The organism is Motiliproteus sp. (assembly GCF_965230735.1).
In the GTDB taxonomy this organism is placed as follows: Bacteria; Pseudomonadota; Gammaproteobacteria; order Pseudomonadales; family Balneatricaceae; genus Motiliproteus.
This window is the reverse complement of the sequence record NZ_OZ246016.1, coordinates 2,176,299-2,190,599: the sequence shown is the minus strand read 5'-3', so window position 1 is coordinate 2,190,599 and position 14,301 is coordinate 2,176,299. Positions and strand designations below refer to the sequence as shown.

The window sequence follows — 14,301 nt, the reverse complement described above, 5'->3', positions numbered from 1 at the left end:
ATAACGTACACTCTCGCCCATCTATGGGAGAAGCAACATCCGCCAGAGCGGCGGGCATTATCTCTCAATCCCCCAACATTGTCTTGTGGAGCCTCTATGCAATTTCAGATCTCCAGTGCCAGCCTGACCGAGCTGGAAACCCCCTGCCTCGTTGTTGCTGTCGGTGAAGAGGGCGAACTCTCCAGCGCGGCCCGTCAGCTGGACGAAGCCAGTAACGGCTACCTCAGCGATATCGTTTCCGCCGGCGACATTCGCGGTAAAGCGGGAGACAGCCTGCTGCTGCAGAAGTTCGACGGCATCAAAGCACGCCGTGTGCTGCTGCTGGGCATGGGAAAAGAGAGCGAGCGCAACGACCGCAGCTTCACCAAGGTCCTGTCCGGCGCCCTCTCCAGCCTGAAGTCGATCAATATCAGCGAAGTCGCCATCGCACTGGACGACAGTGCCATCCCAAGCCGCGATTGCTACTGGCGAACCCGCACCCTGGTTGAGCAGTTCAGCGCGGGGCTGTACCAGTTTGATCAGCTCAAGAGCAAAAAAGGCGATGCCCCAGCGTTGGACAATGTTGAGATTCTGCTCGAGGAAGCCGACGTTGAAACCGGTGAGGTCGCCATCATCGAAGCCTCCGCGATCGCCAACGGCGTCAGCACCGCGCGCGATCTGGGTAACCTGCCCGGCAATATCTGCACCCCCACCTACCTGGCCGCCCAGGCCCAGGAGCTGGCCGACGAGTACGACAGCCTGAGCCTGGAAGTGCTGGAAGAGGCCGAAATGCGCACCCTGGGCATGGGCTCACTGCTGTCGGTATCAGCCGGCTCGGAGCAACCGGCCAAACTGATCGTGCTGCAGTACCGCGGCGCTGGCGAGAACGACCGCCCCCACGTACTGGTCGGCAAGGGCATTACCTTCGACTCCGGCGGCATCAGCCTGAAGCCGGGCGAGGCGATGGATGAGATGAAGTACGACATGTGCGGCGCCGCCAGTGTCATGGGTACCATGACTGCTGTGGCCGAGCTGGGGCTGGAGCTGAATGTCGTTGCCGTGATCGCCGCCGCCGAAAACATGCCCAGCGGCGTCGCCACCAAGCCCGGCGATATCGTTACCACCCTGTCCGGTCAGACCGTCGAAATCCTCAACACCGACGCCGAAGGTCGACTGGTTCTTTGCGATGCGCTGACCTATGCCGAGCGGTTCCAACCGGTCAGCGTGATCGACATCGCAACCCTGACCGGTGCCTGCATCATCGCCTTGGGCCACAAGGCCAGCGGCCTGCTGTCCAACAACGACCAACTGGCCGAGCAACTGCTGGGAGCGGGTCAATACACCAACGATAAAGCCTGGCGTCTGCCGCTGTGGGACGACTATCAGGAGCAGCTGGACTCCAACTTCGCTGATATTGCCAACATCGGCGGTCGTCCGGCCGGCACCATCACCGCCGCCTGCTTCCTGTCGCGCTTCACCAAGGATTTCGCCTGGGCGCATCTGGATATCGCCGGCACAGCCTGGGTCAGCGGCAAGCAGAAAGGGGCCACCGGTCGCTGTGTACCGCTGCTGACTCAATACCTGATCGATCGCGCCGACGGTGACGATGACAACAGCTGAGTCAAACAAACGCAGCGACTTCTACGTCCTGCCGACCGAAGATCCGGACGCCCGTCGCCGCTTTCTCTGCAAGGTGTTGGAGAAGGTGGTGGCCCTGGGCCACCGGATCTACATTCGGACCGATGACGAAACCCAAGCCCGTCAGCTTGACGAGTGGTTGTGGGATTACCAGCCGGAGGCCTTCCTGCCCCATAGCCTGTTGGCGGCCGGTCTCAACTCACCGATCGAGATCGGCTACGGTGACAGCAAACCGGACCACCGCGAAGTGTTCGTCAATCTGGCGCTGGAGATCGATGAGTTGGCGTTGGAGTTCAACCGCACCATCGAGATCGTGGTTCAGCAAACCGAGATCCTCGAGGCCACCCGGGCCAACTACCGTCGTTATCAGGGCCAGGGCTACGAGATCCATATGAACGACATGCGCCGCAAAGGCTGAATCCGCAGTAAACCGGGTTCAGCCCCCTCGCTGCCACAGCAGCAGTTGGTTATTCGCCGGCATCGATTGATCCAATACCAGCTGTAGCCCCTGCGCCTCGGCCAACCGGTCGACCGCTTCAAAGTCCCGAATCCCGCTGGCCGGGTCCCGCTGTCTCAACCACTGATCGAACTCGGCATTACTGGCGCTGGTGTAGTCATCCTGGTAGCGAAACGGGCCATAGACCGCCAGCTTGCCGCCCTCATCCAGAACCCGACCGACACCGGCAAATAATCGCTCAACCTGCCCCCAAGAAATGATGTGGAGGGTATTGGCGGTGAAGACGGCATCGACCGGATCGATCGCCCAATCCTGCCAGGCCACATCCAGCGGCCGGGGCAGAGCCAGATTTTCCGCCGGCTGGCTGCCCAGATTTTCTTTGAGATCGACCAGTTGACCGGGATGATCGGTCGGCAACCACTCCAACCAGGGAAGCGATCGACTGAAATAGGCCGCGTGCTGGCCGGTACCCGAGCCGATCTCCAGCACCCGGCGCCGATCGGCAAACTGCTCCAGCAGCAGTTCCAGAATCACGCCCTTGTTGCGCTCGCAGGCCTCCGAATAGCTGCCCATCGATCTCCCTCCCCCGTTATCTGACGTTGTTACCTAGACCTAACGTTGTTGTCTAAATCCTTACCAAACTCGGTAATTCGCCCTGATCACTGATCAGCTTAGTCGCAGCCATGGCGATAACGCCAAAACATCAACCCAGTTTCCAGACACAAAAAAGCCGAAGCGGTTGCTTCGGCTTATGGCTAGCGACGCGAGTCATACGTTGTTGATTACGCCTCCTCGATCACTCCTCGTCGAGCAGCTCGTCGGCCAGTTCGGCCGGTTCAATCTCCAGCCCGGTCATGTCGCTGTTCCAGTTCGGGCCCAGCAGTACCCCATCTTCGGCCATGCCCGGCAGCCAGCGTTCAACAAAGCTGACCAGATCGATCGACTGGGGTTCAAACTTGGCCCACTCGTCGCAGCATTGTGCCTGGGCATCCGCCTTGTCGGACCAGAAAGGGATTACATCAGTGTCCTCGAACTCTTCCGAGTCACAAACGATCCAACCGTCGTCGTTGGTCACACCCCAGACCTTGCCGGTCTGCTGAATGGTTTCGAGGAAAAGACGGTAGTTCTGTTGCGGATCGTTGCCAAGCTGGCTCATGGGATCACCACTGTTGGAGCTGTTAATCGAATGGAGGCGCATCATAGCGCCCTCTGCGCCCAAGCCCAACCGATTTCTATTGATGGGATCAAAATTCGATCAATCGATAATCCGCGCGACCAATCACTCGGATGCCCCCTTCTCTTTCACGGGATAGCTTTATCCTGTGCGGCGGCGCGATATAATGCCGTTCATCTTGGCTTAATCTGCCGCTGGTTACGGTTGGTCCCGTCTCTAATAACGTATCCCCGGCAACAGCAAAAGGCTCAAACGTGAAAGCTAAACTACTGACCACTCTACTCTTTACTGCCCTATTCTCCGTTACCGCCCAGGCCGACTGCAGCTTCAAGTACCAGATCTGCGAAAAGAGTTGCGACGTTAAGCATCTCGGTGACGATGCCGCCGTGGCCGGTTGTACCTCGAAATGCGTCGCCAAACGGGGCGCCTGCCTGGCCGAGGTCGGCGCTGAAAAAACCGTCGAAGCCGGTAAGGATGCCTGGGAAGGCACCAAGTCCTTTATCAAGGGTTTGACCGACGACTGAGCCTCGCCAGCATCCAAACTGATCTGACCGGGGGCGCGTCGTGAAAGCGGCTACAACGCTGCTCATAATCACCCCGTCCCTGCGCCCTCCCCCTTAACTATGCGCCTGTGTATAATCGACCGATTCGCCCGCCGGCGAGGCTAGTCGATGCCCGCTGGCCAGGCTCAGATTTTGGCTAACCGCCAACCCGAGTATTAACCGTTATTACGAGTCCAAATTAAGACCGCCATGGAAAAGACCTACAACCCCCACGCGATCGAACGCAGCTGGTACCAGAAATGGGAACAGAACGGCTACTTCAAACCATCCGGCTCCGGTGATCCCTACTGCATCATGATCCCGCCGCCGAATGTGACCGGTAGCCTGCATATGGGTCATGGTTTCAACAACGCGATCATGGACAGCCTGATCCGTTACCACCGGATGAAAGGCCACAACACCCTGTGGCAGCCGGGTTGTGACCACGCCGGTATCGCTACCCAGATGGTGGTTGAGCGTCAACTGGGCGCCCAGGGCGTCAGCCGCCACGATCTGGGCCGTGATGCCTTTATCGACAAGATCTGGGAGTGGAAGGAAGAGTCCGGTGGCACCATCACCAACCAGATCCGTCGTCTGGGTTCCTCGGTCGACTGGACCCGCGAGCGTTTCACCATGGACGATGGCCTGAGCGAAGCGGTTAAGGAAGCGTTCGTGCGCCTGCATCAGGATGGCCTGATCTACCGCGGTAAGCGCCTGGTTAACTGGGACCCGAAATTCCACACCGCGATCTCCGACCTGGAAGTCGAGAACATCGACGAGAAGGGCAACCTGTGGCACTTCCGTTACCCGCTGGCCGATGGTGAAACCACCAGCGAAGGCGCCGACCACATCATCGTCGCCACCACCCGCCCGGAAACCATGCTCGGTGACTCCGCCGTGGCGGTGCACCCGGATGATGAGCGCTACCAGGCCCTGATCGGCAAGTTTGTCACCCTGCCGCTGGTCAACCGCCGCATCCCGATAGTGGCCGACGACTACGTCGATCGCGAGTTCGGCACCGGCTGCGTCAAGATCACCCCGGCCCACGACTTCAACGACTACGAAGTCGGCAAGCGTCACAACCTGCCGCTGATCAACGTGCTCGACCGCGACGCCGCCGTGCTGGCCCAGGCCGAAGTGTTCAATATCGACGGTACCCACAACAGCGAACTCGACGACAGCCTTCCGCAGAGCTACGCCGGTCTGGATCGTTTCGTCGCCCGTAAGCAGATCGTGGCTGAATTCGATCAGCTCGGCCTGCTCGAGAAAGTCGACGACCACGCACTCAAGGTGCCCAAGGGTGACCGTTCCGGCGCCGTCATCGAACCCTGGCTGACCGACCAGTGGTACGTCAGCGCCAAAGAGCTGGCCAAGCCCGCCATCGAGGCGGTAGAGAACGGCGACATCCAGTTCGTGCCGAAGCAGTACGAAAACATGTACTTCGCCTGGATGCGCGACATCCAGGACTGGTGTATCTCGCGCCAGCTGTGGTGGGGCCACCGGATTCCGGCCTGGTACGACGACGCCGGCAACGTTTACGTCGGTCGTGACGAGGCCGAAGTTCGCCGCGAAAACAACCTTAGTGATGAGATTGTGCTGCGTCAGGACGACGACGTACTCGACACCTGGTTCAGCTCGGCGCTGTGGACCTTCTCCACCCTGGGTTGGCCGGAGAACACCGAGGCGCTGAAGCACTTCCACTCCACCGACGTGCTGGTCACCGGTTTCGACATCATCTTCTTCTGGGTCGCCCGGATGATCATGATGACGCTGCACTTCATCAAGAACGACGACGGGACCCCGCAGGTCCCGTTCAAGTACGTCTACGTCCACGGCCTGGTGCGTGACTCCCACGGTCACAAGATGTCCAAGTCAAAGGGCAACGTGCTCGACCCGCTCGACCTGATCGACGGTATCGACCTGGAATCACTGGTCAGCAAGCGGACCGCCAACATGATGCAGCCGCAGCTGGCCGCCAAGATCGAGAAGCAAACCCGCAAGGAGTTCCCGGAAGGGATCGCCTCCTACGGCACCGATGCGCTGCGCTTCACCTTCTGCTCGCTGGCCTCTACCGGCCGCGACATCAAGTTCGACATGGGTCGGATGGAAGGCTACCGCAACTTCTGCAACAAGATCTGGAACGCCGCCCGCTACGTGCTGATGAACACCGAGCAGCAGGACGACAACGGCAACGCCATCGGCGCGCTGGACTGTGGCCAGAACGGCGGTGAGCTGGAGCTGAGCCTGGCCGATCGCTGGATCATCTCGCGCCTGCAGCGCACCGAGCAGCAGGTCGAGAAGGCGATGGCCGACTTCCGCTTCGACCTCGCCTCCCAGGCGATCTTCGAGTTCGTCTGGAACGAATACTGTGACTGGTACCTGGAGCTGTCCAAGCCAGTGCTGTGGGACGAGAACGCCACCGAAGCCCAGCTGCGCGGCACCCGTCGCACCCTGGTTCGAGTGCTGGAAGCGGCTCTGCGTCTGGCCCATCCGTTCATGCCCTACATCACCGAAGAGATCTGGCAGCGCCTGGCGCCGCTGGCGGGCGAGTCCGGTGACACCATCATGCAGCAGGCCTTCCCGATCGCCGATCTGAGCAAGATCGACGAGCAGGCCGAAGCCGACATCGAGTGGCTCAAGGGCACCATCGTCGGTATCCGTAACATCCGCGGCGAGATGAACATCTCCCCGGCCAAGCATATCGACGTGCTATTCAACGGCCCCAATGCCGACGACCAGGCCCGCCTGGACGCCAACCGCCAGTTCCTGACCAAGCTGGCCAACCTCTCCTCCGCCCAATGGCTGGAAGGCGAAGCCCCGCTGGCCGCCACCCAACTGGTTGGCGAGATGGAAGTGCTGGTGCCGATGGCCGGCCTGATCGACAAAGACGCCGAACTGGCCCGTCTGCAGAAGGAGCTGGATAAGCTCGGTAAGCTGATCAAGCAGGTCGAAGGCAAGCTGGGTAACAGCAAGTTTGTCGATAATGCGCCGGAGGCTGTTGTGGCTAAGGAGCGCGGTAAACTGGAAGACGCTAAGGGGGCCAGTGCGAAGCTGCAGGAGCAGTACGATAAAATTGCGGCTTTGTGATTTGGGCTGGTTAGTTAGTCTGATTGAAAACGCCACCTTCGGGTGGCGCTTTTTGTTTGGAAATGGCTATCGCTTTTTCAGAAACACAGAATAGATAGTTCTACACGAGTAATTGGCGAAATATTTAGGACCAGTATCGGCCATAAATGGGACGCCAAGACTCAATCAAAAGGGTCTCACTTTCTGATAGGTTTTTCTGAATATTCTCTCTAAACAGAAACTCTACCGGCTCTCTAATTAACGCAGCAGCTGGGGATGACATTGCATTATATCTTCTAGCTTTCACATCAAGCCTTCGAAGTATTTCTGCATGTAGGGAGACTGCTTCAATTAATCCTTTCACAGCATCAAGCACACCCTCATGTTCAAGCTGAAAGTCACGAAAAGCTGAAGCGGCCTTTAAAGAGATGTAAATATCGGAAGGTGATCCTTCTTTAACTGTCAGAGCTTTTAAACAAGTAGATTCTGCTGACCAGCGTGAATTAACTAAATCAGTAAGGCGAAGTAGAGCATCAGTCATCGATTGTGCCTGGGCAAGTTTAATACTGATTCTATTTGATTCGGCGGCCTCTTGAGCTTGTTCAGAAGCTACTTTGGTTGCGTCTTTTAACTCCTTTCTAGTCAATTGTAACTCAATGGCATTCTGTTTAAGCGCTACTGCATTTTGCCGAAGAGTTCGTTGATTCTGAAAAATCGTATAGAGCAAACCAATAACAGATAGAGCCGTTAAGATAGGAGTAGAGGTGCCTCCCACAAAATCTCCAATCGTTCCCCAATCTACTTGTTTATTGGGTAATCCTCCCCAATAAATGTAATAACCAGCAAAGCTTATTACTGGAGAAATAAGTACTACCCCAATGATTAGTACTGCTGCAATCCATGCTAATTTGCTTCTCATTCAAACCTCTAACCCTATAATTTATAAAACAACCCTCAGAGTCACATTAGACCAAAAAGGGACATATTTATACTGATTGTCCCTGCATCCCAAAGCGACTTTTGCGCTCTCCCGAGCGCCTTCATTCTTTGTCCATAGCGACAAAGAACGAAGCAAGAAAACGCCTAGCCCAATGACTTGTCGGCTTCGCCGATGCCCTGCGCGTTGTCTTCGAAAATGGGCACCGATTGAACTCGGCCTTCGGCCTCAAACAGTAATCGGCGCTGATCCATTTTCAAAGCCAATGCTCGGCTGCGTCAAGGGCGGTTGAGGCCGTGCCAGCCGAATCAAGAGCGCTATCCTTCTCGCTATTTCTCCCGTTGTTTCGGTGAAACTCCCCTTTCCCCTTTTTGCGCCGGTGAGCATTAGAGCTTGGTAATGGAATAGAGCGATTTATGTTTGAGGGAGCGTAGCGAGCGAGTTTCCGTCATAGCCCATCTGCCAGTTCAACGCGCAACGAAGTCGGCAACGCCGACCAAGCAAGTGGGGCGGCTTTTCTTTGGTTCGGTTTCTTTTGCCCACGCAAAAGAAATGAACGCGCTTGGGAAAGCGCAACAAACAATCTCATTTAAACTCGATAATTCAGGACATGGCTAAAGGAACAGCCTTTCCTGACTTACCCTGCATCCAGATAGCCCCTCTTGCGCTCCCCCGAGCGCCTTCATTCTTTGTGCATAGCGACAAAGAACGAAGCAAGAAAACGCCTAGCCCAATGACTTGGCCCTTCGGGCTACCCTGCGCGTTGGCTTTAAAAATGGGCACCGATTGAACTCGGCCTTCGGCCTCAAACAGTAATCGGCGCTGATCCATTTTCAAAGCCAATGCTCGGCTGCGTCAAGGGCGGTTGAGTCCGTGCCAGCCGAAGCTGATAACTTTTTGATCTAAATTAACCTTTGATATCTCAGGATAAACTCCCCACCCCCTTTTGCGCCGGTGAGCATTGGAGCTTGGCAATGGAAAAGAGCGATTTATGTCTGAGAGAGCAACGCGAACGAGTTCAAATCGCGGCCATTGCCAAGTGAAACGCGCAACGAAGTCGGCAACGCCGACCAAGCAAGTGGGGCGGCTTTTCTTTGGTTCTGTTTCTTTTGCCCGAGCAAAAGAAATGAACGCGCTCGGGTGAGCGCAATACAAAACCTCCTCAAAACACTGCAAATCAGGATAGCTTCAACTCGCTCCTCCCGAAGCACCTATACTTCAATCAGACAGAGCTAGCTCATCCCCATCAGCCCCAGCCGATGGACACCACCATGAACGAACAGACCTCCACGCAAATCGAACTCACCGCCGACCAAATCCTCGACGCTGCCCTCGATCTAGCCCAACAACAAGACAACTGGTACGACTTCAACCTGACCGATCTGGCCAACCATTGCGGCACCAGCATCAACGCCATCCGTCAGCATTACCCCGACACCAACGCCATCGCCAATGCCTGGTTTGCCCGGGCTCTGGAGGCGATGCTGGTCGAGCTGGACGATGAGATGCAGTCGTTACCGGTTAAATCCCGCTTGGAGCTGATTGTCTGGCGCTGGTTCGAGGCGCTGGCGCCCTACCATCGGCTCACAGCGCAGATGCTCGGCGCCAAACTGCATCCGCCCCACGTGCACCACTGGGTGCCGATGATTTTTGACCTGTCGCAGCTGGTGCAGCTGTGGCGCGATGCCGCCGGGCTGCATACCGGTGGTCGGCGGCGGCAGATCGAAGAGATAGTCCTGACCAGCATCTTTGTCCGCACCCTGTGCAGTTGGTGCCGGGATAACAGTGCCGAGCAGTCCAACAGCCACGCCAAGCTGCTTGAGCTGTTAGACAAGGCCGATCGGGCATCCAGTTTCTGGTTTCACGACCAAGCCGCTTAAGTGGCTTAAGTGGTCGAGCCTTCCGGCAGTCTGGTTGGCGACTCGAGATAGCGCTCCACCAATCCACTCACATCCACCTGCGCCCGTAGTCGGGCACAGAGCAGATAGGTACCGGCAATCTTGCGGTGCAGGAACAGCACATCGGTGGGCGGCAGGTGCAGATAGCGTTGTTGGACCCGTAGGTCGATGGCGATATCGGCCACCCGCTGGGACAGATCCGACGCGGCAAAATCGTAGGGCCCTTGATGTCGAAACGGCTCGGCGACGGTGTTGATCATCTGGCTAAGGCCGTGTCGGTAGACTTGAGCCTCATCGGCGCGCAGGTAGCCCAGATCGCCGGCATGGTTTTCTATCTGCTGCAAATCACCGGCGCGAGCCGCTCTCATCAGGCGACGCAGGCGCTCGATAAAGCCCCGGCTGTAGGCCCGGGTGGCGCCGAAGTCGAGCAGCCCGATCCGCTCCTGCTCTGCCTGATAACGGAAGTTGCCGAAATTGGAATCGGTCTGCACCAAGCCCCATTCAAACAGCTCCCTGAGAACCAGTTCGGCCAGCTGGGTGGCCACCAGGTTGCGCACCTCTGCTGATGCGCTGGCCAGCTGCTCAATCGGCATACCTTCCAGATAGGTCATGCACAGCACTTCCTGGGTGGTTCGCTCGGCTACCACTTCGGGCATGACAAACTCCGGACTGTCGGCCAGCAGGCGCCGATATGCATTCAGTTGCTGCGCTTCCACACAGTAGTCCGCTTCCAGATGCAGCTGGCGTTTGGCTTCCTCCAGCAGGGGCGACAGATCGAAATCTTTAGGAACCAACCGCAGCAGATTGAACAGGGTCGACACATTATCGACATCGCTGTCGATACTCTGGCGCACACCGGGGTACTGGATCTTGATCGCCAGGTGCTGCCCCTCTTTGGTCAACGCTTCGTGGACCTGTCCGATCGACGCCGCCGCCAACGGGGTAAACGAGAAACGCTCGAACTCCTCTTCCCACCCCCGCCCCCAGGCGTTTTGCATCACCAGGGCGACCTGCCCCAGGGGCATGCTGTGGGCGTTCTCACGCAGACTGGAGAGGATCTGGGTCAACTCCGGCGGCAGGTAGTCCCCCGCTTCCATCGACAGCAGCTGACCCACTTTCATCGCGGCTCCGCGCATTTCCGACAGCCGGTCCGCCACTCGGCGGGCGTTCCCCGGGGTCAACAACAGTTCTCGGGGATGCAACGGTCTACCGGACAGCAGGTTATTGGCCCCTTCCCGGATCATCCCGCCGGCCAGTCCGCCGACCAGCCGACCCAGTTTCATCAGCCGTCGCGCACGGTGGCTGGGTAGGGGGGGTTCTCTGGCCAAGGGGAGCAACTCCTGATCTGAGAGGTGAAAGTGAAGAATCAAACAGGTTCCCTAAGTCTAGTCTTAGCGGTCGGCTTTCTGACCCGCTGCATCAAGATACGCATCAGCGCGACGCTTGGATCAGTTATTGAGTGAAGCCAGAGTTCAAGGTCGAGGGACCAGCTCGTAGATGGAGGCTTACGACACTAATACCACTAAAGCCACCGCAGCCGTCTACTGCCACGCAGAGGTCAGCAGTTCAGTCACCAACTGATATCGCTGCGCAAGAGGTCGGTGTTTCTTATGCAGCAGATAGATCGATTCCAACACCGGCTGATCTAGCGAAGCGATCTGTAGTTGTTCCGGGTAAGGAAAAGCGGCGACCGCCGACTGAGGGAGTACGGTGAATCCCAGTCCCATCGACACCGGCAGCAGAATCTGCCCCAACTGGTTGATATAGCCGCTCTGGGGTAGCGAATCCATGCCCGCATAGTGCGATGTAAAATTGGCTTCCAGCAGCTGGGAGGCATAGTGGTGACCATCCGGATGATTGATAAAGCCTAACGACGACAGCAGCGCCCAATCCGGCTTGGACTGAGCCGCTACCGCACTGGCCGGAAGCACCAGACAAAGCGGGTCCTGCCCCAGTCTCTGTTGAGTCATCAACGGGTCGGGACAGGGTTGGCTGACGATGCCAAGATCGGTCTGATTGGCGTTTATCCGCTCGATGATCGCTTGGTTCGGTGCCGCCTCCAGATTGACCTGTAGGGCGGGGTGGCGTTGCTGCAACGCCAATAACGCCGGATAGAGTCGCAGTGCCATGGCGCCCGAGCAGGCCAGTTCCAGCACGCCGGCTTCACGGGTGTCGCCGGTGATCGATTCTCGCAGTCGCGTTTCCGCCTCGGCCTGGTTTTGCGCGTAGTCGTACAGACGCTGCCCCGCCTCGGTCAACTCGAATGACTTGCCGTATCTGGCCAGCAACGCGGCACCCAGCTGCTGCTCCAGTTTTTTAATATGCTGACTGACGCCGGGTTGGGTCATATGCAGCTGCTCGGCGGTTCGGGTGAAGTGCTGAGTATCGACCAACGCAACAAAGGTACGCAGCAGGATCGGACTTATCATAAAATTAAATTATCAAATAGATCATCAATGATAATTTCATATTAGCATGGTCACTCCATACACTGCTCGCATCCCAACCCGATGGAGACATGCAGATGACTCAGCCAATCAAGCCACAACCGAATCAAGCCCCCTACCCGCGTACTTTTTCCCATATCGGTATTTCTGTTCCGGATCTTGAAGCGGCGGTGAAGTTCTACACCGAGGTGCTGGGCTGGTACCTGATCATGGAACCCACCGAGATCATCGAAGATGACAGCGCCATCGGTCAGATGTGTACCGATGTGTTCGGCCCGAACTGGGAGTCATTCAAGATCGCCCACCTGTCCACCGGTGACCGGATCGGCGTCGAGCTGTTTCAATTCAACAATCAGCAGAAGCCTGAAAACAACTTCGAGTACTGGAAGACCGGTATCTTCCACTTCTGTGTCCAGGATCCGGATGTGGAAGGTTTGGCTGAAAAGATCGTCGCCGCCGGCGGTAAGAAACGGATGGCGGCACCCCGATACTATTATCCCGGCGAAAAACCTTACCGGATGATCTACATGGAAGATCCGTTCGGCAATATTCTGGAGATCTACAGCCACAGCTACGAGCTGCATTACGCCTCAGGCGCCTATAGCTGAAGCCGGCAGCCATCAGGCTGGGCCTGGCCCAGCCTTATCACTCTAGGCAATACCGCACATTCTGCATCGGGCGATGATCAACAGCGTCGACACTCCCGCTGGTGCGGCTGGTAACCGATCAGATTGCCGCGGTGGTCCAGCTCCATCGCACAGCAACCCTCAAACAACTGTCTCAGCTGCAGCCGGGCCCGTTGGACACGAGACTTCAGGGTCGAGTAACTGACCCCCAGCTCCTCGGCCAACGCTTTTTGCGAGCGGCCTTCGATATCAACCGCTCGCAGCAGCGCTGCCGCCTCAGCATCCAGACCGTCGATAAAGGGTTTTACACAGTCACCCAGCTGTTGTAACGCAACCGGCTCGTTGTCGAACCACAGCCCTTCGCTCTGCTGTTCTCCGGCCTGCGGCTCGTCAGTCAGCCAGTTGTTCTGGCGTCCTCGTCGGCGGTAGAAATCGATCACCACATTCCGGGTTAGAGTATAGAGCCAGGGCTTCAATCGATCGGCACCGCGCAGGCTACCGATCTGCTGGTGGGTCTTGATCAAGACCTCCTGCAGCAGATCATCGACATCGGCCGGATTGGCGACCTTCGATTGCAACAGCCGCTTCAGGCTGGCGCTGTACTCTTGCCAGATCTGTTCGATCGTCACAACGCTCCCCTATCCAAATAATGCCAAGCCCGACAGCCAAGCCTCACCCTTGGCCTTGTTACAACCACGATGGCTAGCAACAGCTGCTGTTGGCACAGGCTTGGTCGCTTTCATTCGAGTTGCAGTTCTCGCCACGGCCTAACAGGGTCTGATCGGAAAGATAGAACTCGCTGAAGCGGTCGTCAAAGTCCGCCGAAACCGACTTCTCGGCCAGCCCGGTGGCCAGTAGCGCCTGTTGCCAGTGTTTGACCTTTGGGAACCCTGACAAAAAATCATAACCGCTACGTCGTTCGATCACCGCGGCCCGGTGCAGCAGGGGCAGCCAGGCGATATCCACCATGCTCAAGGCCGTGCCGTTAAAGTAAGGGCCATCAGCGAGCGCTAGCTCCACTTTACTGAACGCGCTGTCCAACTTAGCCCGACGCTCAATCAGCGTATCCGTATCCGGGCTGCGTTGAGCGCTACACTGGACCAGGTAGTGTTTGCTGGCCAGATAACTCCAGGCCCGATCCAAGGCTCGCTGTTCGGACCCAACCTCTGGCTGCAAAGCCGGGTAAGCCTCCTCCAGATACTCGACGATGGCATCGGATTCGAACAAGACGCTACCGGTTTCGGTCACCAGCAGCGGCACCTGGCCATTGGGTGAGATCTCCAAGAACCATTGGGGTTTGTCGCTCAGGCTGATGTATTCCACTTGGTAGGGAATCTGCTTGGCTTCCAGCAGTGCGGTGACCCGCTGGACGAACGGACAAATTTTGAAACTGACTACTTTAAGCATCGCTTGTCTCACATAACGGTTGGGTTTGCTCTATAAAGACGCACTCCTGTGGAAAAAGACGATGCCTGTGTTTGACCTGATAGAAAAAAAGCGGCTCGAAAGCCGCTTATTTATTCCCGGAGCAAAAGGT

Annotated in this window: 13 protein-coding genes; 6 read left to right on the top strand and 7 right to left on the bottom strand. The window is 57.3% G+C overall.

All coding sequences use genetic code 11. The features are described from left to right. Positions 1-96: 96 nt before the first annotated feature. Both ACO05M_RS10250 and ACO05M_RS10245 read left to right on the top strand, forming a co-directional pair. Entirely contained in the window at positions 97-1,599 is a 1,503-nt protein-coding gene (locus ACO05M_RS10250; RefSeq protein ID WP_421862100.1) for a leucyl aminopeptidase, read from the top strand. Next, entirely contained in the window at positions 1,586-2,035 is a 450-nt protein-coding gene (locus ACO05M_RS10245; RefSeq protein ID WP_421862098.1) for a DNA polymerase III subunit chi, read from the top strand. Before ACO05M_RS10250 ends, ACO05M_RS10245 begins: the two co-directional genes overlap by 14 nt. An 18-nt stretch (positions 2,036-2,053) precedes the next feature. Here ACO05M_RS10245 and ACO05M_RS10240 read toward each other — a convergent pair whose 3' ends face one another. Next, on the bottom strand, positions 2,054-2,647 hold the full coding sequence (locus ACO05M_RS10240; protein WP_421862096.1) for a DUF938 domain-containing protein: 594 nt from the start codon (positions 2,645-2,647) through the stop codon (positions 2,054-2,056). A gap of 223 nt (positions 2,648-2,870) precedes the next feature. After that, complete coding sequence (locus ACO05M_RS10235; RefSeq protein WP_421862094.1) at positions 2,871-3,230, bottom strand: DUF2750 domain-containing protein; 360 nt, start codon at positions 3,228-3,230, stop codon at positions 2,871-2,873. Between the two features lie 272 nt (positions 3,231-3,502). On the opposite strand from ACO05M_RS10235, the gene ACO05M_RS10230 reads away from it, so the two are divergent. Continuing rightward, positions 3,503-3,772 carry a hypothetical protein gene (locus tag ACO05M_RS10230; RefSeq protein ID WP_421862092.1) on the top strand — a complete coding sequence of 90 codons (270 nt, stop codon included), beginning with the start codon at positions 3,503-3,505 and terminating at the stop codon, positions 3,770-3,772. Between the two features lie 228 nt (positions 3,773-4,000). Next, positions 4,001-6,877, top strand: coding sequence for a valine--tRNA ligase (locus ACO05M_RS10225; protein WP_421862090.1), 2,877 nt, complete (start codon positions 4,001-4,003; stop codon positions 6,875-6,877). 124 nt (positions 6,878-7,001) lie between these two features. Here the strand turns inward: ACO05M_RS10225 and ACO05M_RS10220 are convergent, their stop codons facing one another. Further along, positions 7,002-7,775, bottom strand: a complete 774-nt coding sequence (locus ACO05M_RS10220) for a hypothetical protein (protein WP_421862088.1) — start codon at positions 7,773-7,775, stop codon at positions 7,002-7,004. 1,289 nt (positions 7,776-9,064) lie between these two features. Here ACO05M_RS10220 and ACO05M_RS10215 point away from each other — a divergent pair. Next, the gene (locus ACO05M_RS10215; protein ID WP_421862086.1) at positions 9,065-9,673 is read left to right on the top strand and encodes a TetR/AcrR family transcriptional regulator; all 609 of its coding nucleotides are present in this window, start codon (positions 9,065-9,067) and stop codon (positions 9,671-9,673) included. Positions 9,674-9,678: 5 nt separating this feature from the next. Here the strand turns inward: ACO05M_RS10215 and ACO05M_RS10210 are convergent, their stop codons facing one another. Beyond that, positions 9,679-11,019: an ABC1 kinase family protein gene (locus tag ACO05M_RS10210; RefSeq protein ID WP_421862084.1), complete on the bottom strand. Its 1,341-nt coding sequence runs from the start codon at positions 11,017-11,019 to the stop codon at positions 9,679-9,681. 213 nt (positions 11,020-11,232) lie between these two features. Continuing rightward, a complete protein-coding gene (locus tag ACO05M_RS10205; protein ID WP_421862082.1) occupies positions 11,233-12,120 on the bottom strand; it encodes a LysR family transcriptional regulator in 888 nt (295 codons plus the stop codon). A 95-nt stretch (positions 12,121-12,215) separates the two neighbouring features. On the opposite strand from ACO05M_RS10205, the gene ACO05M_RS10200 reads away from it, so the two are divergent. Further along, positions 12,216-12,746, top strand: coding sequence for a lactoylglutathione lyase family protein (locus ACO05M_RS10200; RefSeq protein ID WP_421862080.1), 531 nt, complete (start codon positions 12,216-12,218; stop codon positions 12,744-12,746). Between the two features lie 77 nt (positions 12,747-12,823). Here ACO05M_RS10200 and sigZ read toward each other — a convergent pair whose 3' ends face one another. Both sigZ and ACO05M_RS10190 read right to left on the bottom strand, forming a co-directional pair. Then, positions 12,824-13,393, bottom strand: a complete 570-nt coding sequence (gene sigZ / locus ACO05M_RS10195) for an RNA polymerase sigma factor SigZ (RefSeq protein WP_421862078.1) — start codon at positions 13,391-13,393, stop codon at positions 12,824-12,826. Positions 13,394-13,466: 73 nt separating this feature from the next. Continuing rightward, a complete protein-coding gene (locus tag ACO05M_RS10190; RefSeq protein WP_421862076.1) occupies positions 13,467-14,171 on the bottom strand; it encodes a glutathione S-transferase family protein in 705 nt (234 codons plus the stop codon). Positions 14,172-14,301: the final 130 nt, after the last annotated feature.